The 24,057-nt window shown below is 53.1% G+C and carries 20 protein-coding genes; 16 read left to right on the top strand and 4 right to left on the bottom strand.

The genetic code is table 11. The annotated features are described in order from the left end of the window. Positions 1–19 precede the first annotated feature (19 nt). The 13 genes from OGY01_RS06100 to OGY01_RS06040 all read left to right on the top strand — a co-directional run bounded on the left by OGY01_RS06100 (position 20) and on the right by OGY01_RS06040 (position 16,889). Positions 20–2,299 carry a fimbria/pilus outer membrane usher protein gene (locus OGY01_RS06100; protein ID WP_286492822.1) on the top strand — a complete coding sequence of 760 codons (2,280 nt, stop codon included), beginning with the start codon at positions 20–22 and terminating at the stop codon, positions 2,297–2,299. A gap of 19 nt (positions 2,300–2,318) precedes the next feature. Then, complete coding sequence (locus OGY01_RS06095; RefSeq protein ID WP_200011046.1) at positions 2,319–3,287, top strand: Csu type fimbrial protein; 969 nt, start codon at positions 2,319–2,321, stop codon at positions 3,285–3,287. A gap of 330 nt (positions 3,288–3,617) precedes the next feature. Continuing rightward, complete coding sequence (locus OGY01_RS06090) at positions 3,618–4,892, top strand: Glu/Leu/Phe/Val family dehydrogenase (protein ID WP_045443817.1); 1,275 nt, start codon at positions 3,618–3,620, stop codon at positions 4,890–4,892. A gap of 323 nt (positions 4,893–5,215) precedes the next feature. Further along, entirely contained in the window at positions 5,216–6,286 is a 1,071-nt protein-coding gene (gene dhaK / locus OGY01_RS06085; protein ID WP_045443820.1) for a dihydroxyacetone kinase subunit DhaK, read from the top strand. 11 nt (positions 6,287–6,297) lie between these two features. Beyond that, the gene (dhaL, locus tag OGY01_RS06080) at positions 6,298–6,930 is read left to right on the top strand and encodes a dihydroxyacetone kinase subunit DhaL (RefSeq protein WP_048221336.1); all 633 of its coding nucleotides are present in this window, start codon (positions 6,298–6,300) and stop codon (positions 6,928–6,930) included. 10 nt (positions 6,931–6,940) lie between these two features. Continuing rightward, positions 6,941–8,371, top strand: a complete 1,431-nt coding sequence (gene dhaM, locus OGY01_RS06075; RefSeq protein ID WP_286492645.1) for a dihydroxyacetone kinase phosphoryl donor subunit DhaM — start codon at positions 6,941–6,943, stop codon at positions 8,369–8,371. Between the two features lie 170 nt (positions 8,372–8,541). Next, positions 8,542–10,254 carry an alpha,alpha-trehalase gene (locus OGY01_RS06070; RefSeq protein WP_286492644.1) on the top strand — a complete coding sequence of 571 codons (1,713 nt, stop codon included), beginning with the start codon at positions 8,542–8,544 and terminating at the stop codon, positions 10,252–10,254. A gap of 198 nt (positions 10,255–10,452) precedes the next feature. Continuing rightward, the gene (locus tag OGY01_RS06065; RefSeq protein ID WP_286492642.1) at positions 10,453–11,475 is read left to right on the top strand and encodes an ABC transporter substrate-binding protein; all 1,023 of its coding nucleotides are present in this window, start codon (positions 10,453–10,455) and stop codon (positions 11,473–11,475) included. 26 nt (positions 11,476–11,501) lie between these two features. Beyond that, the gene (locus OGY01_RS06060) at positions 11,502–12,461 is read left to right on the top strand and encodes a FecCD family ABC transporter permease (protein WP_370637149.1); all 960 of its coding nucleotides are present in this window, start codon (positions 11,502–11,504) and stop codon (positions 12,459–12,461) included. Then, a complete protein-coding gene (locus OGY01_RS06055; protein ID WP_286492641.1) occupies positions 12,458–13,219 on the top strand; it encodes an ABC transporter ATP-binding protein in 762 nt (253 codons plus the stop codon). The genes OGY01_RS06060 and OGY01_RS06055 overlap by 4 nt, the downstream gene beginning before the upstream one ends. Positions 13,220–13,228: 9 nt before the next feature. Continuing rightward, positions 13,229–14,041 (top strand): class I SAM-dependent methyltransferase, encoded by an 813-nt coding sequence (locus tag OGY01_RS06050; RefSeq protein ID WP_284096689.1) that lies wholly within the window; start codon positions 13,229–13,231, stop codon positions 14,039–14,041. Next, entirely contained in the window at positions 14,038–14,895 is an 858-nt protein-coding gene (modD, locus tag OGY01_RS06045; RefSeq protein ID WP_286492639.1) for a ModD protein, read from the top strand. Before OGY01_RS06050 ends, modD begins: the two co-directional genes overlap by 4 nt. A gap of 23 nt (positions 14,896–14,918) precedes the next feature. Beyond that, positions 14,919–16,889 carry a TonB-dependent receptor plug domain-containing protein gene (locus tag OGY01_RS06040; protein ID WP_286492636.1) on the top strand — a complete coding sequence of 657 codons (1,971 nt, stop codon included), beginning with the start codon at positions 14,919–14,921 and terminating at the stop codon, positions 16,887–16,889. Between the two features lie 41 nt (positions 16,890–16,930). Here OGY01_RS06040 and OGY01_RS06035 read toward each other — a convergent pair whose 3' ends face one another. Further along, a complete protein-coding gene (locus tag OGY01_RS06035; protein ID WP_045449665.1) occupies positions 16,931–17,185 on the bottom strand; it encodes a GlsB/YeaQ/YmgE family stress response membrane protein in 255 nt (84 codons plus the stop codon). 188 nt (positions 17,186–17,373) lie between these two features. Between OGY01_RS06035 and ycgR the strand changes: the two genes are divergently transcribed. After that, entirely contained in the window at positions 17,374–18,108 is a 735-nt protein-coding gene (gene ycgR, locus OGY01_RS06030) for a flagellar brake protein YcgR (protein WP_045443852.1), read from the top strand. Positions 18,109–18,119: 11 nt separating this feature from the next. Here ycgR and emtA read toward each other — a convergent pair whose 3' ends face one another. Continuing rightward, on the bottom strand, positions 18,120–18,731 hold the full coding sequence (gene emtA / locus OGY01_RS06025; RefSeq protein WP_048221326.1) for a membrane-bound lytic murein transglycosylase EmtA: 612 nt from the start codon (positions 18,729–18,731) through the stop codon (positions 18,120–18,122). 98 nt (positions 18,732–18,829) lie between these two features. Between emtA and ldcA the strand changes: the two genes are divergently transcribed. After that, positions 18,830–19,744, top strand: coding sequence for a muramoyltetrapeptide carboxypeptidase (gene ldcA, locus OGY01_RS06020; RefSeq protein WP_286492634.1), 915 nt, complete (start codon positions 18,830–18,832; stop codon positions 19,742–19,744). 98 nt (positions 19,745–19,842) lie between these two features. Further along, positions 19,843–21,576, top strand: a complete 1,734-nt coding sequence (locus OGY01_RS06015; RefSeq protein ID WP_045443861.1) for a potassium/proton antiporter — start codon at positions 19,843–19,845, stop codon at positions 21,574–21,576. A 62-nt stretch (positions 21,577–21,638) separates the two neighbouring features. Here OGY01_RS06015 and dadX read toward each other — a convergent pair whose 3' ends face one another. Together dadX and OGY01_RS06005 are read right to left on the bottom strand one after the other, a co-directional pair. Continuing rightward, on the bottom strand, positions 21,639–22,709 hold the full coding sequence (gene dadX, locus OGY01_RS06010; protein WP_048221324.1) for a catabolic alanine racemase DadX: 1,071 nt from the start codon (positions 22,707–22,709) through the stop codon (positions 21,639–21,641). Between the two features lie 12 nt (positions 22,710–22,721). Then, positions 22,722–24,020, bottom strand: coding sequence for a D-amino acid dehydrogenase (locus tag OGY01_RS06005; protein WP_045443866.1), 1,299 nt, complete (start codon positions 24,018–24,020; stop codon positions 22,722–22,724). Between the last annotated feature and the right edge of the window lie 37 nt (positions 24,021–24,057).

Here is a 24,057-nt window from a genome sequence, read left to right as displayed (position 1 = left end):
CGGAGCATTAATATCTGCCATGGTTTCCGCACAAGCGCTTAATAATAACCAGACTAAAAATGGCGTTATTAGTGACGCAACTCCACTTGTGGGTGCCGATTTATATCTTGATGTAACGTTAAATGGTAACCCCGTTGGGCTGGTTCACCTTGGCTATGATAATGGAAAACTCTACGCTGGCGCACAGACCCTGCGCCAGCTAGGTTTTCGCATACCACAGGAAACCTCCGGGCCTGTTAACCTGAACGACATCGACCAGTTAAATATTGACTACAACGTTCAGCAGCAAACCCTGGCGCTTACGGCACCATTGAACGTACTTGATCTTGCCACCACTCAGCTTAACTCCCCTGCAGAGAACGCACCGATGGCATCATCATCGCGTGGGGCGTTACTCAATTATGACGTCTATGCGCAACAGGGGGATGAAAGCAGTTTTAACACCTTTAGCGAACTGCGTGCTTTCAACAGCTTAGGGGTATTAAGTACAACCCAGCTTACGCAATATTCTACTGTTGCAAATGCGAACAACACTTTTAACCGGCTGGATACCAGCTGGCGTTCCTCGTTTCCGCAGGACATGCTGGCGCTCACCGTTGGCGATACCCTGACAAGCTCACTCGCCTGGTCCCGACCTACCCACATCGGCGGTATCCAGATTGGGACCGATTTTGGTCTGCAACCCTATATGCCAACCACCCCACTCCCAGCCTACCTCGGCTCCGCAACCGTCCCCTCGAACGTTGAGCTGTACGTCAACGGAGTCAGGTACTACAACGGAGAAGTTCCGGCCGGGAGTTTTCAGATAAACACCATGCCAAACATCAGTGGCGCGGGTACCGGTCAAGTGATGATGACAGACGCGCTGGGCAGAACAACGGTACAAAACTTCTCTTTTTATAACGATCAACAACTCCTGCGGGCAGGGCTAACATCCTGGTCAGCTGAGCTGGGCGCAGTCCGGGAGAATTACGGTTACTCCTCATTTGGTTATGCCAGCGTCCCTGTACTCAGCGGTACCTGGCGTCGGGGGATCAGCAATACGTTCACCGCTGGCGTCCATGCAGAAACAAGTGATGGGCTTATTAATGCGGGTTTCAGTAATGACTGGATCCCCGGTAGCCGCAGCGGAACGCTGTCCACCGCACTGGCAGCCAGCGCCGACTCAGGGAAAAATGGTTTTTTGTACAGCGTGGGTTATCGCTGGTCTGCGGATAAATTTAATTTCAGCACCACTACCACCGCTACCTCCGGCGATTATCGGGACGTTGCCACCCATTATGGCGAGCCGCCGCCGACGCTGACCAGCAACACGGTTATTGGTTATTCAATGGCGTCTGCCGGGAATGTCAGCCTCAGCTACCTGCAGTTTCGCTATCCGCACGAAACGGCAGTGCGTTACGCCAACGCCAGTTGGTACAAATCTGTCACCGATAATGTCTCCCTCAATGCAGGCTTCAATCAGAACATTGATGATGACCGCGATCGCAGCATCTATCTGATGGTGACAGTCACCACCGGCAATAACCTGAGTGCCAGTAGCACCATACAACACACCAATAATGAAACCGGCTATCAGCTAAATGCCAGTCAGACACCGCCTGCCGACGGTGGATGGGGATGGAATATTGCCGCCAACCAACAGGCATCCCGCCAAAGCGGCCAGGGTGAGGTGGGATATCTGGGACGTTATGGGAAAGCATATACCGGCTTTAGTCGTTTACCGGACAACCACTATGGATATGCGGGGGTGACCGGTTCTCTGGTCACGATGGGCGGCGGCCTGTTTGCTGCCCGTGAAATCAATAATGGTTTTGCTGTGGTATCAACAGACGGCGTTCCTGACGTCCCTGTCAAACTGCAAAATAATCTTGTCGGGCACAGCGATGATCAGGGTCTGTTGTTAGTTACATCGTTGAACAGCTACCAAAGTAATCAGATCAGTATCGACCCGATGGATCTTCCCGCCAATATGCGGATCTCACGCGTTGAGGCTAACGCAACACCAGCGGATCGTTCCGGAACACTTGTCAGTTTTGGCATAACTCCCGTTCGCGCCGCACAAGTCATCCTGGTGGATGTTCAGGGTAAGGCGATTCCTGAGGGCAGCATGGCGAACGCTACCACCGGTTCGGGTCAGTCGTCTGTCGTCGGATTTGACGGTATGACCTGGTTCGACACGCTGGAACAACATAATCGTCTGCGCGTCGATACTGAAACCGGCAGTTGCAACGTGCAGTTTGACTACCCTCCTTCAGCAAAAGGCATTGTGCAGATAGGACCACTGGTATGCCGGTAAAAAGAACAGGAGAATTTTCTTGAGGTTAAGACATTGGCTACTCATGGTCGTTTTACCCGGATTTCCCGGAATAAGCTATGCAGTTACCTGTTCGGTAAGCAATGTTCAGCCAGTCAATTTTGGCTCCGTAAACCCGTTGTCGACGAATGGCGCGACATCAACAATGACGTTTGCCTATAGCTGCGCAAAGGAACTTGGCGATGTGCTTGCAGGGATCAATCTCTGCTTTAATATTGGCGCGTCAAACGTCAGCGGGCAGGTTACCCCGCGCACTATGTCATTAAGCGGTACACCGGCCAGAACGCTAAACTATCAACTCTACCAGGACACCGGATACAGCAAAATCTGGGGGAGCCAGTATCAGTCGGGAACCACCTTCCCGATGGTGCAGCTTAATCTGCTGAATCTGACGCCGGTAACAGGCACGTTAACGGTATTCGCGAAGATTGCCACCCCACAAACCGCCGCAGTCCCCGGCAACTATCAGGATAGCTATACGTCAGCAACCGCCCTGGTCACCCTCAATCCAGGACTACTTTTCCCACCTACCACCTGCGGCGATACCGTTGCCGCCAGGTTGCCTTTCAACGTATCGGCCGTAGTCACGAAACAATGCAATATCAGCTATGCCAACAACATTGCCTTTGATCCGGTTAAGGCGAGCCAGCGTAATGCTACCGCGACAGGCTCCCTCGGCGTGGCATGCTCCACGAGTACCCCTTATACCATTGGGTTAACGCCCTCCAACGGCAATACAACAGGCAGTGGCATTATGGCCGGTACGGGTGCGAACAACGATAAGGTACCCTATCTGCTTAGCTCGACACCGGGGCCATCCGGTACAGTGTGGGGCAATACATCCCTCAATAACGTGGCAGGAACCGGCACGGGTTCAACCACCGCTTATCCGGTTTACGCCACTGTTCCCAGCGCGAACTATACCCCCGACAACTATGCCGACACCGTCACCATCTCTGTCACCTACTGACGCGCTGAACCGTCACCAAAAAACAACAAAAGAAAGCACAAATCATTATCATATTATTTACTTTTAGAGGTGCGTCATAAATCTGACAAATAGCACACCTTAGGCATCATGCAGATTATGTGCATCAATTATCTATAAAAGCGCAGATTACGCCTTTAATATAAATAATTATTCATTAAGACTTTGCGTCAGCACCGAATTTTTGGCGGAGATTTCGTTTCTGGATGAGCCGACTCTTTGAAAAAATGTTAAATTTAAGTTTATATGGTGAGATTCACTGTATACCACGGCTAAATTAAGAACATATTACTTTTATAACTAAGGTTTATCATGGATAAGTTATCTTACGCTTCAGATAGCAGCACATCTGCCTGGAATACCTACCTGCAACAAATCGAGCGTGTGGCCCCTTACCTGGGCGAACTTTCCCATTGGGTGGATACCCTGCGTCACCCAAAACGCGCTTTGATTGTCGATATCCCGGTACAGATGGATGACGGTACCATCCGCCATTTCGAAGGATACCGCGTGCAGCACAACCTCTCACGAGGTCCTGGTAAAGGTGGTGTGCGTTATCATCCTGATGTTGATCTTAATGAAGTGATGGCCCTTTCTGCGTGGATGACCATCAAATGCGCAGCGCTGAACCTGCCCTACGGCGGCGCAAAAGGCGGCGTTCGCGTCGATCCGTTTAGCCTGTCCGAAGGCGAACTGGAGCGTTTGACCCGTCGCTATACCAGCGAAATCGGCATTATCATCGGGCCGCAGAAAGATATTCCTGCGCCGGATGTTGGTACTAACGGCAAAGTCATGGCCTGGATGATGGATACCTATTCCATGAACCACGGCACCACAGTGACCAGCGTGGTCACCGGTAAACCTATCCACCTCGGTGGTTCTCTGGGTCGTGATAAAGCAACCGGCCGCGGCGTTTTTGTTAGTGGTCTGGAAGTGGCACGCCGTGCAAACATCATGGTTGAAGGCGCTCGCGTGGCAGTGCAAGGTTTTGGTAACGTCGGCAGTGAAGCCGCCCGTCTGTTCGCAGCCGCGGGCGCTCGCGTCGTGGCGATTCAGGACCATACCGCTACGCTGTTTAACGCCACCGGGATCGATATGACCGCCCTCACCGCCTGGCAACTGGAGCACAAACAGATTGCCGGTTTCCCGGGTGCAGAAACGATTGCCAGCGAAACCTTCTGGAGCCTGGAGATGGATATTCTGATCCCAGCAGCACTCGAAGGTCAGATTACCCGCCACCGCGCGGAGACGCTGACCTGTAAGCTGGTGCTCGAAGGCGCAAACGGCCCAACTTATCCGGATGCCGATGACGTTCTGGCAAGCCGCGGTATTGTCGTCGTACCTGACGTTGTTTGTAACGCGGGCGGCGTAACCGTCAGCTATTTCGAATGGGTTCAGGACATGGCAAGTTTCTTCTGGAGTGAGGAAGAGATCAACGCGCGTATGGATAAAATCATGACCGATGCGATGGTGCACGTCTGGGAGAAAGCGGCTGAGAAATCCTGCTCCCTGCGTACCGCTGCCTACATTGTGGCATGTGAGCGAATTCTGTTGGCTCGTAAAGATCGTGGTATTTACCCGGGCTAATGCCAGGCCAATCCTAAAAGACCACCTGCTCAGCAGGTGGTTTTATCTCTACAATACCCATCACGTTCACTTTCTGCGATAAACGCTGCCTAACCTCTCATTTCTGCTGATTTATGCACCAATACGTTCCAATACGGAACATTGCAAGCCATGAATGTTCCGTATTGAAACATACATGCCGTCAATTTTCTTTTGACTACCCTCGTGCACAATAACCTTATCGGCAGCGAGCGGTCGCCGTGCGTTGTACACAACCGATACCCTACATCAGATGTCTGCCCGATTTATGCAGCCATCTCAGGACTGTCTGCGGAGCATAAAAAATGAAAAAATTGATTAACCGTGTTGAAGACGTACTGAATGAACAACTCGCGGGACTGGCAAAAGCCTACCCTTCACTGTCACTGCATCAGGACCCGGTGTACGTTACTCGCGCAGACGCGCCGGTGATGGGCAAAGTGGCGCTGCTCTCTGGTGGCGGCAGCGGACACGAGCCGATGCATTGTGGTTATATTGGTCAGGGCATGCTTTCCGGTGCCTGTCCGGGTGAGATCTTCACCTCACCAACGCCTGACAAAATGTTCGAATGCGCAATGCAAATTGACGGTGGCGAAGGCGTCCTGCTCATCATCAAAAATTACACCGGTGACATTCTTAACTTCGAAACCGCTACCGAGCTGTTGCATGAAAGCGGCGTAAAAGTCACCACGATGGTGGTGGATGATGATGTTGCGGTAAAAGATAGCCTGTATACCGCGGGTCGCCGTGGCGTCGCCAATACGGTACTGATCGAAAAACTGGTTGGTGCTGCCGCTGAACGTGGAGATTCACTGGAAGCCTGCGCGGCGCTGGGTCGCAAACTGAATAATCTGGGTCATTCCATTGGTATCGCCATCAGCGCGTGTACCGTTCCTGCCGCCGGACAACCCTCTTTCACCCTACAGGACAATGAGATGGAGTTCGGCGTCGGTATTCATGGGGAACCCGGGATTGACCGTCGCCCCTTCTCTTCCCTTGACCAGACCGTGGATGAAATGTTCGATACCCTGCTGGAAAACGGTAGCTACAGCCGCTCATTACGTCACTGGGATAACGTCCAGGGTGCCTGGCAGGAAGGCAAAGAAACCAAGCAACCGCTACAGGATGGCGATCGCGTCATTGCGCTGGTCAATAACCTTGGTGCAACGCCGTTGTCCGAACTTTTTGGCGTGTATAACCGTCTTGAAAGCCGCTGTCAGGATGCAGGCATCATTATTGAACGCAACCTGATCGGTTCTTACTGCACCTCTCTGGATATGACCGGCTTCTCAATCACCCTGTTAAAAGTGGATGACGACACGCTGAACTTATGGGATGCACCGGTTCACACCCCTGCTCTTAACTGGGGTAAATAAGGAGATTTATGATGTCCCTCAACAGAACACAAATTGTTAACTGGCTCTATCGTTGCGGTGAAATATTCACCACAGAAAGTGATTTCCTGACCGGACTTGATCGGGAGATTGGTGATGCAGACCACGGCCTGAATATGCACCGTGGCTTCAGTAAAGTGGTCGAAAAATTACCGTCAATTGCGGACAAAGACATCGGCTTTATTTTGAAAAACACCGGAATGGTGCTGCTTTCAAGCGTCGGAGGTGCCAGTGGCCCGCTGTTCGGCACCTTTTTCATCCGCGCGGCGCAGGTGACTCAGGCACACCAGAGTCTGACGCTTGAGGAACTTTATCAAATGATACGCGATGGCGCTGAAGGTGTGATCAGCCGGGGTAAAGCAGAGCCTGGTGACAAAACGATGTGCGATGTTTGGGTGCCGGTGGTTGAGTCGTTGCGCCAGTCCTGTGAACAGAAGCTAACGGTACAGGCAGCGCTGGAAGCAGCAAGCCAGCAAGCGGAAGCGGCGGCGCAAAGCACTATTACGATGCAGGCACGCAAAGGCCGCGCCAGCTATCTGGGTGAGCGCAGCATTGGGCATCAGGACCCTGGAGCAACGTCCGTTATGTTTATGGTGCAGATGCTGGCTCAGGCATCCAGAGAGTAAGGATAAAGCGATGGTAAACCTGGTTATTGTGTCTCATAGCGCTCAGTTGGGCGAAGGCGTCGGTGCGTTAGCCCGGCAGATGTTAATGGGTGACGGCTGTAAACTGGCGATTGCCGCGGGCATTGACGATCCTGAGAACCCCATCGGCACCGATCCGATTAAGGTAATGGAAGCCATTGAGTCAGTGGCGGATACCGATCACGTTCTGGTAATGATGGATATTGGTAGCGCATTACTGAGTGCGGAAACGGCGCTGGAGTTACTCGATCCGGCGATTGCCGCAAAGGTACGTTTATGCGCCGCCCCTCTGGTTGAAGGCACGCTGGCAGCGACGGTCAGTGCTGCTGCGGGGGCCGATATCGAGCGGGTCATCAAGGATGCAATGAACGCCCTCGACGCTAAATATGAGCAACTGGGTTTACCTTCGTCATCTCCGGATAAAACCGCACCGGCTGCACTGTCAGCCGACGCGGATGCACGTTCGGTTGCCGTAGTAGTGAAGAATCCCAACGGCATACACGTCCGCCCGGCGTCAAAGCTGGTCTCCACCCTGTCTGTTTTCAACGCTGACATGTTGCTGGAGAAAAACGGTAAGTGCGTAGTCCCTGACAGCCTTAACCAAATCGCCCTGCTTCAGGTACGTTGTAACGATACGCTGCGACTCATTGCCAAAGGTGAACAGGCGGACGATGCGCTGGCAGCATTCCAGCAGCTTGCAGCAGAGAATTTTGGCGAAACCATAGAAAAACCACATGCTGACAAATTGGCACATTCAACGCCCTCGCAGGTAACCGGTATGGCCTTCTGTTACACACCGTTCTCGCCGGAAATCCCCTGTCATGCAGCAGCAAATATGCAGGAAGAACAGCAGCAGTTACAGGTAGCTATACGCAAGACACTGGACGACCTGAGCTTTCTGACAGCTCTCGCGGAAGAAAAATATTCCGCCGATATCGCCGCAATTTTTTCTGGTCACCACACCCTGTTGGATGATCCTGAGCTGTATGATATGGCCTGCGATCTGATGCGTGAAAAACAGTGTAGCGCCGGGTATGCCTGGCAAAACGTTCTGAACGATCTGCGCCAGCAGTATCTCCAGCTCGACGATCCGTATCTACAGGCACGATATATTGATATTGAAGATTTGCTGTCCCGTTCGCTGAGGCATCTGACTGGGGAACATGCGCAAATCCCCACATTTGTTCGCCCAACAATCCTGGTCGCGGATGCCATTTACCCCTCTACCGTGTTGCAGCTCGATCCGCTGACTGTTAAAGGCATCTGCCTGCGAGACGGGAGCGAGACTTCTCATTCGGCGATTATTGCACGTGAAATGGGCATCTGCTGTATTTGCCAGCAAGGCGAAGCACTCGACGCGATTCAAACGGGTAATACCCTGACCCTTGACTGCGTGGCGAATAGACTGTTCTTTGTGAACTGATACTCACCGCACCCCCTTACCGTCTGGGTGTGCGGCTTCCCCTGAGTACATCAGGAAATGTCTGTTTGTTCGCAAAATAGGGCCTCAATCACGCGCAACGGCCAATCCTGAACTAAGGTTTTCTCATGGTAAATGCCGCTACTTCGGCACGCCGCTAAGGAGATTAACCGATGATAACGCCAGCAATTCGCCATCCTGGCATGCTCTCTGTCGTAATAAAACTGACACTCGCAAGTACCCTTTTCGCCTTTAGCTCGTTTGCCGTTAATGCCGCGGAACAGCCAACCGACGCACCTCAGCCTCCTGATATCCTGCTCGGCCCCCTGTTTAATGATGTGCAAACAGCGAAACTATTCCCCGATCAGAAGACCTTTGCCGACGCCGTACCCAACAGCGATCCGTTAATGATCCTCGCTGATTACCGGATGCAGAAAAATCAATCCGGTTTCGATTTACGCCATTTTGTGAATGTAAACTTTACACTGCCCAAAGAGGGTGAAAAATACGTGCCGCCTGCAGGACAGTCACTCCGTGAGCATATCGATGGGCTGTGGCCGGTGTTAACGCGTTCAACAACCGATGCCGAGAAATGGGATTCGTTGCTACCACTGCCCGAACCTTATGTCGTACCCGGCGGTCGTTTTCGCGAAATTTATTACTGGGACAGCTATTTCACCATGCTGGGGCTTGCTGAAAGCAATCACTGGGACAAGGTTTCCGACATGGTGGCGAACTTTGCTTACGAAATCGACACATGGGGACACATACCTAACGGTAACCGTACCTACTATCTAAGTCGTTCTCAGCCTCCGTTCTTCGCCTTTATGGTCGAACTGCTGGCACAACATGACGGTGATGATGCTCTGAAAAAATATCTGCCGCAGATGCTCAAAGAGTACACGTACTGGATGGAAGGCGTCGAAACTCTCCAGCCTGGCCAGCAGAACAAGCGTGTCGTCAAACTGGCTGACGGAACCATTTTGAACCGCTACTGGGATGACCGCGATACACCAAGACCGGAGTCCTGGGTTGAGGACATCGCGACCGCCAAAAGCAACCCGAACCGCCCCGCCACAGAAATTTATCGCGACCTGCGATCTGCCGCGGCTTCGGGCTGGGATTTCAGTTCACGCTGGATGGATAATCCCAGCCAGTTGAGCTCCATTCGCACCACCAGCATCGTCCCGGTAGACCTCAATGCGTTGCTTTATAAAATGGAAAAAATGATCGCCCTCGCCAGTAAAGCCGCAGGCGACGACGCGAAGGCTGCGCAATACGAAGGCTTCGCCAACGCCCGGCAAAAAGGGATCGAAACCTGGTTATGGAATGATAAAGAAGGCTGGTACGCCGACTACGATCTGCAAAGTAAGAAAGTACGTAATCAGCTGACTGCCGCCACGCTGTTCCCGCTGTATGTCAATGCGGCAGCAAAGGATCGAGCCAGTAAAGTCGCTACTGCAACCCAGAAGCACCTGCTGCAACCCGGCGGTGTGGCTACCACGTCGGTGAAAAGTGGCCAGCAGTGGGATGCCCCTAATGGCTGGGCTCCCCTGCAGTGGGTTGCCGCCTCCGGGCTACAAAACTATGGTCAGGATAACGTCGCCATGGACGTGACCTGGCGGTTCCTCACTAACGTTCAGCACACCTACGACCGTGAGAAAAAGCTGGTTGAAAAATATGACGTGAGCACCACTGGCACCGGCGGTGGTGGTGGCGAGTATCCGTTGCAGGACGGCTTTGGCTGGACCAACGGCGTGACATTAAAAATGCTCGATCTGATTTGTGCCAAAGAAAAACCCTGTGACAACGTTCCATCAACGCGCCCGACGCCTGCCAGCGTTACACAGACCGAAACCCAAAAGCAGACTCAAACAACCCCATAACGTGCATGTGTTGCCCGAAAATCCGCGCATCGTCGCGGATTTTTTATTTCAGTCTCCCTCTCTTTTCACTGTCCCCATTGCACATAACTCTTACGGGTTACCCGGGATTTTCATCAGTGTGAAATTGATTCTGAACATGTTTTTATTCGCTATATATGTAAATATATAGCGAATTTATCACCGTTCAGGATGAATATAATGCCACTGACAAGACGGATGTTTGCCCATCTCGTGGCCTCTGCGCTGCTTTTACGCCACTTTCCGGCCAGCTCCCGTACGCCGCTCACCGTTGCTATCGGTACCTCTCCCGGGACTAACGCTATTCAACGCGTGGTGAGCGCCGGAGCTCCCGCTGATGTACTGCTGTTAGCCGTCGCACCGGAAAAGCTGGTGGGATTTTCATCCTTTGATCTCTCCCACCAGGCTGCCATTCATTTGTCAGATAACATCCGTGCATTACCCAAACTGGGCAGGCTGGCGGGTCGTGCCAGCACATTGGCTCTTGAAGCATTGCTGGCGCTGAAGCCCGATCTGGTCGTTGATTGCGGTAATGCGGACGAAACCTGGCTTTCACAGGCAAAGCAGGTCTACGCGCAAACGCAGATACCGTGGCTGCTGATTAACGGCGAACTTCGACAAACTCCGCAACAACTGCACGCCGCGGGTAAAGCACTGGGCACGGAAACGCGAACAGCAGCCCAGGCAGCACTTGCCCAGAAATTCATTGATGAAGCCGATATTTTTTCGCGCTCTCCAGCCGCCAAACTGCGTTTTTATGCCGCTCGCGGCGCCAGAGGACTTGAAACGGGGTTACAAGGCTCACTGCACACCGAAGCCGCAGAGCTACTGGGATTACACAATGTAGCGCAAATCCCAGGACGGCACGGACTGGCGCAGGTGTCGATGGAAAACCTGCTGAGCTGGCAGCCCGATATCATCCTGGTGCAGGATGCGGTTACAGCACAGTACCTGCGAGAAGATCCGGTCTGGCAAGGGGTAAAGGCCGTCGCCGATAAACGTATTCTTTTTCTCAGCGGTCTGCCGTTTGGTTGGCTCGATGCGCCTCCCGGCATCAACCGTTTACTGGGTTTACGCCGCCTGCACGCCTGGCTTGACCCACTGGTAAATGCAAGCTTTCAGGATGACATGCAGCGCTATTCACAGCTGTTCTGGCATACCTCTTTAAGCGAATCGCAGTATCAACAACTGGTGGCGGTCTGATGAGAACAACGACACTCAGTCTCCTGATGATTGTGACCATTGCGCTTTGTGTGGTTGTCGCTGTGCTTTCCGGAGCCTATCGGCTGGATATTCAGCATGTGATGGCGCTCATTGTCAGCCAGGAGGGTGTGACGGCGCAGGATAAAATCGTCTTCTGGCAAATTCGTCTGCCGCGTATTGTGGCCGCGCTGCTACTGGGGGCGGCACTGGCCGGAGCAGGCACAACCTATCAGGGAATGTTCCGTAATCCGCTGGTCTCACCGGATATTCTTGGCGTCGCGGCTGGTGCCGGTTTAGGTGCCTGCTCGGCCATCCTGCTGGGTTTGCCGATACTGTTTATTCAGCTTTACGCATTCGTCGGAGGTTTGCTGGTAGTCGCGGGCGTCTGGCTCATTACCCGCCGTGTTTCCCGCCACGATCCGGTATTAACGCTGGTACTGGTTGGGATTGCGCTGGGAACAGTATGTGGCGCGGGAATTTCGCTTATCAAGACGCTGGCTGACCCATATACCCAGCTCCCTTCGATTACCTTCTGGCTACTCGGCGGTTTATCCACCATTACGCAACATGACCTTTGGTTTTCAGCGCCGCTGATCGTGGCAGGTTCGATTCCGCTTTTGCTGCTGCGATGGCGCATGAACCTGCTTACGCTCTCGGATGATGAAGCACGCTCACTGGGAATTAACGTTTCTCGGCTGCGGCTGGGGTTGATCGTCTGCGCCACGCTCATTACCGCCAGCACCGTCGCCATTGCTGGCATTATCGGCTGGATTGGGCTGGTTGTGCCGCATATCGGCAGACTCCTCACCGGTAACAATCACCAGCAGTTACTGCCTGTTTCAATGGGAATTGGTGCCATTTTACTGCTGTTGACCGACACCCTCGCGCGCACGCTTAGCAGCACGGAAATCCCACTCGGGATCCTGACGGCCTTTATTGGTGCCCCCTTCTTTTTGTTACTGCTCCTGCGGGGTGGTCGCCCATGACGCTGCTAACCGTGTGCAACGCTTCGCTGGGATATTCTGCCCAACACCCGGTGTTGCGCAATGTATCGTTCAACGTCTGCGAGGGGGCAATTTGCTGTCTGCTTGGCGCAAACGGTAGCGGAAAAACCACGCTGATGCGCACGCTCCTTGGCGTTATCCGGCCACTCCACGGCGATATTTTACTGGATGGCGTAGCGGTGAATCTTCTCAGCGAACGTGAGCGCGCGGGTGCCATCGCCTGGGTCCCGCAAGCCCACGACGGCGCTTTTGCCTTCACCGTTCTGGATATGGTGATGATGGGACTGACCCCGCAGATGGCCGTCTTTGCAGTCCCTGGCGTAAAAGAGCGCGAAATTGCATATCAGCAACTGGAGCTGTTGGGGATCCCCCATCTGTCAGCCAGACGCTGGAACACGCTGAGTGGCGGTGAACGCCAGTTAGTGCTGATTGCCCGCGCGCTGGCGCAGCACCCACGTTTACTGTTGCTGGATGAACCGGCCTCCAGCCTCGATTTTGGTCATCAGATCCGCCTGCTCGACACGCTGGTTACACTGAAGAAGAGCGGAATGGCCCTGTTGATGTCCACTCACCACCCATTGCATGCGCGAGCAATAGCCGACAGCGTAGTGCGCATCGAACCAGACGGGCTGGTATCGCAAGGACTTCCCGAACAACAACTCGCCACAGATCGGCTGGCAACGCTGTACCGCGTCGCCCCTTCTCAAATCCACCACCACCTCTTTGGCACCCAACAATAAGGAATCACGATGCTCATTGACGACATTGATTTTGCTGACCTTTACCGTAAACAGTTACTTCTGGCGAACCGAACCGAGAAAAAGCCAGAGCACTGGGATAAACGTGCGGAAAAAATGGCAGAGAATTGCGCCTCATTAACCGACAGCTATCTGCAACAGCTGCTGGGGAAAATTAATCTTGAAGGTGTTGAATCACTGTTCGATATGGGCTGCGGTCCTGGTACGGTCTCACTGGCGTTAGCAAAAAAGATCCCGACAATATACGGCGTGGATTACAGCCAGGGAATGCTGAGCGTGGCCGCTCGTCGCGCCGGGCAGATGGGAGGCAGCCATGTCCACTGGGTGCAACGTTCCTGGGAGGAACACTGGGACGATTTGCCCCCATGCGATATCGCCGTAGCGTCCCGCTCCACGCTGGTCGCCGATATGCGCCAGGCGATGACAAAACTGAACAATCAGGCGCGGCTGCGGGTTTACACCACCCATCTCGTGAGTTCTTCGTTTGTTTCTCCCACAATTCAGCGCGCGCTGGGCCGCGAGGTGATTGAGCTTCCCAACTATATCTACGCGTTAAACGTTTTATATCAGATGGGCATCCATGCCCACGTTGATTTTATCCGGGGGCCAAACTGTCAGCAGGACAACAGCACCTGGTCCCGCTTTCTGGAAAATGTGCGCTGGAGTATGGGCGATCTCAGTGAAGATGAGGTTGATCGTCTGGATACCTGGTATCAGCAACAGGATCCCCGCGCCATTGCTCCCGCCAGTCGCGACTGGGCGCTGATCTGGTGGGACAGCGTCGCCCCGGAGGCGCTGCGATGATTTACTTTTCTCAGGCGCAGACCGACGCCTTGTTACTGGAAGATATTCAAGGGGGCGACCTGACTACCCGGGCACTGGGTATCGGTGCACAACCGGGAGTCATGGAATTCTGTCATCGCCAGGGCGGGTGCGTCAGCGGCATTACCATCGCCAGACAAATGCTTCATTCACTGGGACTGACCGTCACTGAACAACTGGCGGAGGGTGAACGGGCGACCGCCGGTCAGTTAGTTATTCGCGCACACGGGAATGCGGCCGCGCTACATCAGGGCTGGAAAGCCGTACAAAATGTTCTGGAATGGAGTTGCGGCGTTTCAGACTATCTCGACAATATGTTGACCATTGTTCGTAGCCGCTACCCTGACGCCCAGATAGCCTGTACCCGAAAAGCGATTCCTGGCACCCGAATGCTGGCCACACAAGCGATTCTCGCGGCGGGAGGGATTATCCACCGAGGCGGATGTGCCGAATCCGTACTGCTTTTTGCTAATCATCGCCGTTTTCTTGCTAACGAAAACAACTGGGCTGACGCTATCGCACAGTTGCGACGTCATGCGCCGGAAAAAAAGATTGTGGTCGAAGCGGACAATCCCACAGAGGCGCTGGACGCACTACGCGCCGTGCCCGATGTCCTGCAGCTCGACAAGTTTAGCCCTGAACAGGCCGCTGAGATTGTACGCATAGCCCCTTCTCTGGCCCCCCATTGCACGCTGGCGCTGACTGGCGGCATTACTCTCGCCACCCTGGCGAGTTACCTCGATTGCGGCATCAGACTCTTTATCACTTCCGCACCTTACTACGCCCCACCAGCGGATATCAAAGTCACCCTGAGTCCGGAAGCTCGCGGTATTTAACATTCATAAATGGACTAAAAATAATGAATTTCAACAAGAGTTTTCTTTACACAGCGCTGTCGTTTGTTTTTGCACAGAGTGCTTTCGCCGGGCCAGAAAGCGAAACGATGACTGTCTGGTCAAGTCCAGCCTCTGCGGCCAGCACGACGGTACTTGGACAGGAAACAATGCAGGATCTGGACAAGCAAAACGTTGCCCAGGCGTTGAGTGTTATCCCCGGTGTAGTGCTACAAAAATCAGGCAACCGTAACGAACAGCAGGTGAAAGTACGCGGCTTTGATAGCCGTCAGGTGCCGGTATTTTTCGACGGTGTTCCTGTTTATATCCCCTATGATGGCAACCTGGATTTAGGACGTTTTCTCACCTCTGATATCGCCACGGTTGAAGTCTCTAAAGGTTACTCATCCTTGCTTCAGGGACCAAACCAGATGGGTGGCGCTATCAACATCACCACTAAAAAACCGACGAAACCCGTTGAGGGCAGTATCGGATATCGTCAGGGCTGGAGTCGCAGTAAAGACAATGCTCACGATATGCACGCCTCATTTGGCGCCAGTAACGACCTGGGATATATCCAGCTTAGCGGGAGCCAACTGAAGCAAGATTTTCTCGGCTTGCCGCATGGTACGGATAACCCGGTGGCGGGTCGCAATGGCAAAATGATTAACTCATCCGCTGATGATAAACGCGGGATCGTTAAACTGGGTTTCACCCCGCGTGACAATGATGAATATGTCCTCACCTACATCAATCAGGACGGCGAAAAAGATAACCCTCCCTACGCCGGTACCAGCAGCCAGAAATCACGCTACTGGCAGTGGCCACAATACGATAAAGAGAGTTATTACTACCAGGGCACGACACATCTGGGCGATCGCTTTACCCTGAAAAGTCGACTTTATCGCGACACCTTTGAAAATACGCTGATGATGTACAACTCTGTTGCTGATTTAAAAAATAAGAAAGGCAGCTACAGCCACTATTCTGACTATAGCGACGGGGCTGGCCTGCAGCTCGCCGCCGATATGCGTGAAAACGATCTGCTCTCTTTTGCTGTTAACTGGAAAGACGATGTTCACCGCGAAAAAGGCGCGCCGAACGCTGCTTACGATCGTTACGAAGACCGTACCTGGTCTGTCGCCAGTGAATACCAGTGGGCAGCAGCGGACAGTGTCGATGTCGTCGCGGGTATAAGCTACGACTGGCGCGACAGTCTGGAGGGGATGAAGCATGAGAAAAACGGTAGCGTCACCCATTATGATGACAACAATCAGTCGGCATTTAACTGGCAGGTGATGACCAAATATCACTTTGAAAATTCTGACACCCTGGCGCTTTCTTACTCTGACAGAACGCGCTTTCCGACGCTCAAAGAACGTTACACCACGTCGAAACCCGCTTATAACCAGGTGGCACTTGTTAATCCACAGCTAAAACCTGAACGTGCCCGCAGCGTCGACCTGACCTGGAATGGTTCGCTCACACAGGACTGGGGATTTGAAGTCAGCGTGTATTACAACCGCATTACCGATGCGATTCTTTCGCACAATATTGATGCAGACACTATCCAGAATCAGAACAGCGGTCGCGTGGATTACACTGGTCTGGATGCGGGTGTCAAAGGTAACGTCTTTGATATGCTGGACGTCGGGTTAAGCTATGGACTCATCCATGCAGACGCCAAACGCAGTGATATCGGCAAGATTACCGACCTGCCTACGCAAACGCTCACAGCCTGGATGACGCTAAAACCCTGGGATCCGCTCAGCATCACGCTGTCCGAAGAGGCACGTTCCTCAAGCTACAGTAATACGGATGGCTCACAAAAAGCAGCAGGTTTTGCCATCACCCATTTACGTGCCGACTACGCCATCGGTCACGGTTTTAGCGTTAACGCATCGGTCAATAACCTGTTTGATACGCAATATGTGTATAGCGAAGGGTTTATCGAAGAAGGTCGCAATTACTGGGCAGGCGTTGAGTATAAATTCTAGCTATTATTGTTTCAGAAAAACGGCCCCGAGGGGCCGTTCAATTAATTTCTGCGCACAAGGCGGAAAACACCCAGCACGACAATCGCACCAACGACAGCCACCAGGAAACTGTGGAGGTTAAATCCACTGATATCACCACCGAGACCAAACATTGTTGCCAGCCATCCACCAACCACGGCCCCGACGATACCGAGAATACAGGTCAGGATATACCCACCACCATCACGACCCGGCATGATCAGTTTGGCGATCACCCCCGCAATCAGACCAAAAATAATCCAGGCAATAATTCCCATTTTCAGGCCCTCTTTCCAGTGAATGCACGCGCAAGACATTCCTGCGCCACTAGGTTAAGTATAGGCAGTGCGTTTTCATTCAGACGTAATTCCGTGGATTTGATAAAAAATTTCATCCATTTGTATTAAGTTCCGTCACGTGATGCCGATAATCCAACGACAAACCAGGCATCCAGGAGTCATTAGGTGTGAGCAACTACAATGAGCAGTTCCTGAAGCAAAATCCATTAGCGGTGTTAGGCGTGCTCCGGGACTTAAATATCAACCAGGTTCCACTGCGTATCTCCTGGTCAGGAGGTCAGTTCATCAGCAAGATCCTCGCTGTTAACCCTGACGAACTGATCATGGATTTTGGCAGTCAGGAATATGAAAACCACGCCGTACAACGCGCGAATCAAATTTCGATAATCGCCGAAACGCAGGGGGCCAAAGTTGAATTCACCCTGCCAGAGCTCAAAAAAGGCGAGTATCAGCGGCTGCCGGCATTTATCTCATCACTGCCGCCTGCGCTATGGTTCATCCAGCGTCGGGAGTATTTTCGCATCTGTGCTCCACTGCATCCTCCCTATCACTGCACGGCGAAAATGCCGGACAACAGTATTCTGCGTTTCCGCTTATTCGATCTGTCTCTAGGCGGGATGGGCGCATTGTTAGAAGAGGCAAAACCCGAGGGATTGACGGAAGGGATGCGCTTCTCGCAAGTTGAACTGAATATGGAACGATGGGGGGTATATCATGTTGACGCCCAGCTCATCTCCATTAGCGAACGCAAAGTAATTGACGGGAAAAATGAGACCATCACCACTCCCCGCCTGAGCTTCCGTTTTCTCAACGTTGGCCCGGCGGTGGAGCGGGAATTACAGCGGATTATTTTTTCACTTGAGCGCGAAGCCCGGGAAAAATCTAATAAGGTGCGCGAATAGCATCGCGCTAACTACATGGCATCCAGCGCTTGCTGAAGCTTCCAGATATAGCGTGGAGCCTGCGGCGCAGGATGGTTATCGGCAACGTGTTCGATAAACTCATCAGCACTAAGATCGTTGATTTTGCTGATAGCCTTTTTCCTGTCGGAGGAGAATGTCCGCAGAAGCGCGCCGGCACCGTTGGCATATGACACCACCAGGGCATATTGCATTACCTGTGGATCTTCGATCCCAGCCAATGGCCCGTTTTCCAGAATACTCAGGTATGCTGCACCCATAGAGATATTTCGCTCAGGGTTTTTCAGCTCACTGGTAGACGGCTCTCCACTCCATCCCATGCGACGATATACATCCCGTCCCGAAGTGGAGGCTTTTAATTGCATCAGTCCAATTGCATTGGATTTGCTGACGGCATTTGGGTTACCACCCGATTCAATCGCGATGATAGCCGTAATCAATTGTGGGCTAACCCCCCAGGCCGCGCCGGCTTTTTCACTAATAGGCATCCATTGCATTGCGCGTTTTACCGGAACTTCAGCATTCCATGGCGGATTTTTGTAATCCTGTTTTGAACTACAGCCCGCAAGTAATACAACCAAAAAAGCAAACCATCTCAATTTCACGTCATCTATCCTTATAGCCGGAACCTGTCGCTGAGGTGACAACGACATACCTACGCGGCATGATATACATTTGGTTTTAGTTGTAGCAAGGAAATGCCATGTCCCGGTTTCACTTAATTGCCCCTTCGGGCTACTGTCTCAACCAGCAAGCGGCGTTACGCGGGCTTCAGCGTCTTACTGAAGCTGGTCATCAGGTCGAAAACTCTGCAGTTATTGCCCGTCGCTACCAGCGTTTTGCCGGTACCGAAGCAGAACGACTGGCGGATGTAAATTCACTCGTTGACCTGAAAACGCCCAATACCATTGTGATGCCGGTACGCGGCGGCTACGGCGCCAGTCGTTTGCTGGAGGATATTGACTGGCAGGCGCTGGCCGCCAGACAGCAACACGATCCGTTGCTTATCTGCGGGCACAGCGACTTTACGGCAATCCAGTGTGGTCTGCTGGCGCAGGGCAATGTCATCACCTTCAGCGGTCCGATGCTGGCAGCAAACTTCGGTGCCGAGGAGATGGATCCGTTTACTGAACAGCATTTCTGGCTGGCGCTGCGCAATGCGCAATTTACTGTCGACTGGCAGGGTAATGGCCCTGAATGCGCGACTGAAGGAACGTTGTGGGGGGGGAATCTGGCGATGCTCATGTCGCTGATAGGTACGCCGTGGATGCCAGCTATCGATAACGGTATTTTGGTGCTGGAAGACATTAACGAGCACCCATTCCGCGTAGAACGTATGCTCCTGCAGTTGTATAACACGGGTATTTTAGCTCGCCAGAACGCCATCATTCTGGGCAGTTTTAGCGGCAGTACGCCGAATGATTACGACGCCGGTTACGATCTGGATGCAGCCTGTACGTTTCTACGTTCCAGACTGTCTGTGCCATTGATTAGCGGCCTCGATTTTGGCCATGAGCAACGTACCGTCACGCTACCGCTGGGCGCTAATGCAGTGCTGAAAAATGATAAAAACGGCAGTCAGCTCACACTGACCGGACATCCGGTGCTTAAATCGTAAAAAAAGCTTCATCCAGGGCTAAGTAAAACGCTGTTTCTGTCGTTATTATGTTAGGGTGTTATTAATACGAAACAGCGTAATTCAGGAGTAAACGAACGTTGGATGCCGCAGCAATTATCAGCCTTTTTATTTTAGGTTCCGTCCTCGTCACTTGTAGTATTTTACTCAGTTCATTCTCATCACGCCTTGGTATCCCTATTCTGGTGATATTTCTCGCTATCGGTATGTTGGCGGGCGTGGACGGTATTGGCGGTATTCCTTTCGATAACTACCCTTTCGCCTACATGGTGAGTAACCTGGCGCTGGCGATAATCCTGCTCGATGGCGGGATGCGAACCCAGGCCAGCTCCTTTCGCGTTGCGCTAGGTCCGGCGTTATCGCTGGCAACCATCGGGGTGTTGGTTACCTCAGGGTTAACCGGCATGATGGCCGCATGGCTGTTTCATTTGGATCTTATCGAAGGGCTGTTGATTGGTGCGATTGTCGGGTCAACTGATGCCGCGGCAGTCTTCTCTCTGCTCGGTGGTAAGGGACTTAACGAACGTGTCGGTTCCACGCTGGAAATAGAATCAGGTAGCAACGATCCGATGGCGGTATTTCTGACCATCACACTTATCGAAATGATCCAAAACCATGAGACCGGCTTAAGCTGGATGTTCGCGGTGCATATTATCCAGCAATTTGGTCTGGGTATCGCACTCGGTCTCGGCGGTGGTTATCTGCTGTTGCAAATGATTAACCGAATTTCGCTGCCTGCCGGACTCTATCCGCTGCTGGCGTTGAGCGGTGGGATCCTCGTTTTTGCCGTCACTACCGCACTCGAAGGAAGTGGAATTCTGGCGGTCTATCTGTGCGGATTTTTGCTTGGTAATCGCCCTATTCGCAACCGGTTTGGTATTCTGCAAAACTTTGACGGCCTGGCCTGGCTGGCGCAAATCGCGATGTTTCTGGTGTTGGGACTGCTGGTTACGCCGTCCGACCTGCTGCCAATTGCAGTGCCGGCGCTGATTTTATCTGCCTGGATGATTTTCTTTGCCCGCCCGTTGTCAGTGTTCGCCGGGCTGTTGCCTTTTCGGGGCTTCAATCTGCGCGAGAGAATTTTTATCAGTTGGGTTGGCTTACGCGGCGCGGTACCGATTATTCTGGCCGTATTCCCCATGATGGCCGGGCTGGAAAATGCGCGGCTGTTCTTTAACGTCGCGTTCTTCGTGGTGTTGATCTCGCTACTGTTTCAGGGCACGTCACTTTCCTGGGCCGCGAAAAAAGCCAAAGTGGTGGTCCCCCCGGTCGGCTGGCCTGTATCCCGTATTGGCCTGGATATTCATCCTGATAACCCCTGGGAGCAGTTCGTTTATCAGCTTAGTGCAGACAAATGGTGCGTTGGTGCAGCATTGCGTGATCTGCATATGCCAGAGGAAACACGAATTGCGGCACTGTTTCGCGACAACGTGCTGTTTCACCCGTCAGGCAGTACCCGTCTGCGTGAGGGCGATGTTTTGTGCGTGATTGGCCGCGAACGCGACCTCCCGGCATTAGGGAAGCTGTTCAGTCAGTCACCTCCGGTGGCATTAGACCAACGATTTTTTGGTGATTTTATTCTCGAAGCCAGTGCCAAATATGCTGACGTCGCGCTGATTTATGGGCTGGAAGATGGCACCGAGTACCGCGAAAAACAACAAACGTTGGGTGAAATTGTCCAGCAACTGTTAGGTGCAGCACCGGTTGTGGGCGACCAGGTGGAGTTTGCCGGCATGATCTGGACCGTTGCTGAAAAAGAGGATAATGCGGTATTGAAGGTCGGTGTGAGGGTGGCCGAAGAAGAGAGTGAATAACTGAACTGACCGTAACTTTCGTGGGCCGGATTAGCATAAATACCATCCGGCCATGTGTAAAGTTACACCGTCACAACAGGCACACGCAGCGCCAGCGAACACATTAACTCATAGCCCACCGTACCTGCCGCTGCTGCCACATCATCGATTTTGATCTCTTTCCCCCACAGCTCTACAGGCGTACCTATTCCTGCCTGTGGACACGGTGTCAGATCAACGGCCAGCATATCCATGGATACCGTTCCTACCGTACTGGTTCGCACACCGTCCACCAGCACTGGCGTACCGCTTGCTGCATGACGCGGATAACCGTCGGCGTAGCCGGTAGCCACAATTCCTATTCGCTGCTCACCGCTGGCAGTGTAACGCCCGCCGTAACCGACCCGGTCCCCCGCTTTCAGCGTCTGCACACCAATGATTTCGCTGCTCAACGTCATGACGGGTTTAAGACCTGTGTTGGCAATATCACGCCATTGCCCGGACGGAGATGCGCCGTACAAAATTATACCCGGACGAACCCAGTCAAAATGCGCTTCCGGGTGCCACAGCGTCGCTGCCGAGTTAGACAGCGAACGTTTGCACTCCAGTCCTTCCGTCGCCAGCCCGATCCGCGTCATCGCCTCCTGAATGCCATCCGGGTGTTCAGCATCCGCAAAATGTGACATCAGCGTCATTTGACCGACGTTAGGCATCGCCCGCAGCTGTTGCCAGACGGTCGATATCCGTTCCGGTAAAAAACCCAGTCGGTTCATGCCGCTGTTAACCTTCAGATAAACATCCAGCGGCGCGTTAAGGCGGGCATTCTGCAACGCTTTAAGCTGCCAGTTACTGTGTACACAGGTGGTCAGACGATACGTGTCATACACCGTCAGGTCTTCAGCATGGAAAAAGCCCTCCAGCATGAGGATCGGGCCTTTCCATCCACGCTCGCGCAAGGTTATCGCCTCTTCAAGATTGAGCATGGCGAAACCGTCGGTCGTTCCCAGCGCATTCCAGACACGTTCTATGCCGTGTCCGTACGCATTAGCTTTTACCACTGACCAGACGCGAGCGTCCGGCGCAGCCTGGCGCGCAATTGCCAGATTTTGTTTCAACGCCTGCAGGTCAATGCTGGCCAGTATCGGGCGGGTCATCTCGCATCCTTATCAGTTATGTGCGCCGTGTAAATGCCGAGGACGTGACGGAGTAAATCCAGGGCTGTAACGTGCCACGCTCAGGTCGTCGTACGGTATCGCGGGAGTGCGCCCGGACAGAATATCGCTCAGGAGCTGGCCTGAGCCACAGGCCATTGTCCACCCCAGTGTGCCGTGACCGGTATTGAGCAACAGATTCTTAAAGCGGGTACGCCCCACGACTGGCGTACCGTCCGGCGTCATCGGGCGCAGTCCGGTCCAGAAGGTCGCCTGCTCCACATGACCACCGCGCGGGAAGAGATCGCGCACCACCATCTCCAGCGTTTCACGACGCGGCTGTAATAACTCCGTATTGAAGCCCACAATCTCTGCCATACCACCAACGCGAATACGGTTATCAAAACGGGTAATGGCGATTTTGTAGGTTTCATCAAGAATAGTGGAAACCGGTGCACCATTTTCCTCGGCAATTGGGATAGTCAACGAATAGCCCTTAAGCGGATACACAGGGATATCAACAATCCCTTTCAGCATTGCCGTGGAGTAAGAGCCAAACGCCATCACATAGGCATCGGCTTTGATGATTTCATCTCCGCACTGCACGCCGTATATCTGCTCGCCTTCGCTCAGCAGCTTATCAACCGGCGTGTTGTAGCGAAACTTAACGCCCGCCAGCTCCGCCATTTGCGCCAGCCGCTGGGTAAACAACTGGCAGTCTCCGGTTTCGTCATTAGGTAAGCGCAATCCGCCGGTCAGCTTATGAGCGACTTCAGCCAGCGCCGGTTCGACTTCCGCCAGGCGGTTAGCTTCCAGCAACTGATAAGGTACTCCAGCATCTTCCAGGACGGCGATGTCACGCGTGGCGTTCTCATACTGTTGCGCGGTGCGGAAAAGTTGTAACGTCCCACCCTGACGACCTTCATACTCAATGCCCGTCGTCGCGCGCAGTGCCTTCAGGCAATCGCGGCTGTACTCCGCGAGGCGTACCATACGCCCCTTGTTTTCCATGTAATGGCTGGTGTCACAGTTACGCAGCATTTGCCACATCCATTTCAGCTGGAACTGCGTACCGTCAAGGCGAACGGCTAACGGAGCATGGCGCTGAAACATCCACTTAATTGCTTTTAGCGGTACACCCGGCGCCGCCCAGGGGGCTGCATAACCTGGAGAGATTTGCCCCGCATTCGCCGCGCTGGTTTCCAGTGCCGGGCCAGGCTCACGATCAATGACGGTGACATCGTGTCCAGCCTGACTTAAATACCAGGCGCTGGTCACGCCAACGACACCACTTCCCAGTATGACAACTCGCATAGCCACTCCGTTAACAGTAAAAGAACAATCTTCTAAT

Origin of the sequence: Citrobacter sp. Cm038 (genome assembly GCF_030333105.1) — a bacterium.
Taxonomy (GTDB): domain Bacteria; phylum Pseudomonadota; class Gammaproteobacteria; order Enterobacterales; family Enterobacteriaceae; genus Citrobacter; species Citrobacter murliniae.
The sequence above is the reverse complement of the archived record's forward strand: the minus strand, read 5'-3'. Positions and strand labels throughout refer to the sequence as shown.

What these genes read in the sequence shown, in the direction of transcription:
- OGY01_RS06100 (WP_286492822.1), top strand. Translation starts at nt 20, where the DNA reads ATGGTTTCCGCACAAGCGCTTAATAATAACCAGACTAAAAATGGCGTT.
- OGY01_RS06090 (WP_045443817.1), top strand. Translation starts at nt 3,618, where the DNA reads ATGGATAAGTTATCTTACGCTTCAGATAGCAGCACATCTGCCTGGAAT.
- dhaK (WP_045443820.1), top strand. Translation starts at nt 5,216, where the DNA reads ATGAAAAAATTGATTAACCGTGTTGAAGACGTACTGAATGAACAACTC.
- dhaL (WP_048221336.1), top strand. Translation starts at nt 6,298, where the DNA reads ATGTCCCTCAACAGAACACAAATTGTTAACTGGCTCTATCGTTGCGGT.
- dhaM (WP_286492645.1), top strand. Translation starts at nt 6,941, where the DNA reads ATGGTAAACCTGGTTATTGTGTCTCATAGCGCTCAGTTGGGCGAAGGC.
- OGY01_RS06070 (WP_286492644.1), top strand. Translation starts at nt 8,542, where the DNA reads ATGATAACGCCAGCAATTCGCCATCCTGGCATGCTCTCTGTCGTAATA.
- OGY01_RS06065 (WP_286492642.1), top strand. Translation starts at nt 10,453, where the DNA reads ATGCCACTGACAAGACGGATGTTTGCCCATCTCGTGGCCTCTGCGCTG.
- OGY01_RS06060 (WP_370637149.1), top strand. Translation starts at nt 11,502, where the DNA reads ATGATTGTGACCATTGCGCTTTGTGTGGTTGTCGCTGTGCTTTCCGGA.
- OGY01_RS06055 (WP_286492641.1), top strand. Translation starts at nt 12,458, where the DNA reads ATGACGCTGCTAACCGTGTGCAACGCTTCGCTGGGATATTCTGCCCAA.
- OGY01_RS06050 (WP_284096689.1), top strand. Translation starts at nt 13,229, where the DNA reads ATGCTCATTGACGACATTGATTTTGCTGACCTTTACCGTAAACAGTTA.
- modD (WP_286492639.1), top strand. Translation starts at nt 14,038, where the DNA reads ATGATTTACTTTTCTCAGGCGCAGACCGACGCCTTGTTACTGGAAGAT.
- OGY01_RS06040 (WP_286492636.1), top strand. Translation starts at nt 14,919, where the DNA reads ATGAATTTCAACAAGAGTTTTCTTTACACAGCGCTGTCGTTTGTTTTT.
- OGY01_RS06035 (WP_045449665.1), bottom strand. Translation starts at nt 17,185, where the DNA reads ATGGGAATTATTGCCTGGATTATTTTTGGTCTGATTGCGGGGGTGATC.
- ldcA (WP_286492634.1), top strand. Translation starts at nt 18,830, where the DNA reads ATGTCCCGGTTTCACTTAATTGCCCCTTCGGGCTACTGTCTCAACCAG.
- dadX (WP_048221324.1), bottom strand. Translation starts at nt 22,709, where the DNA reads ATGACCCGCCCGATACTGGCCAGCATTGACCTGCAGGCGTTGAAACAA.
- OGY01_RS06005 (WP_045443866.1), bottom strand. Translation starts at nt 24,020, where the DNA reads ATGCGAGTTGTCATACTGGGAAGTGGTGTCGTTGGCGTGACCAGCGCC.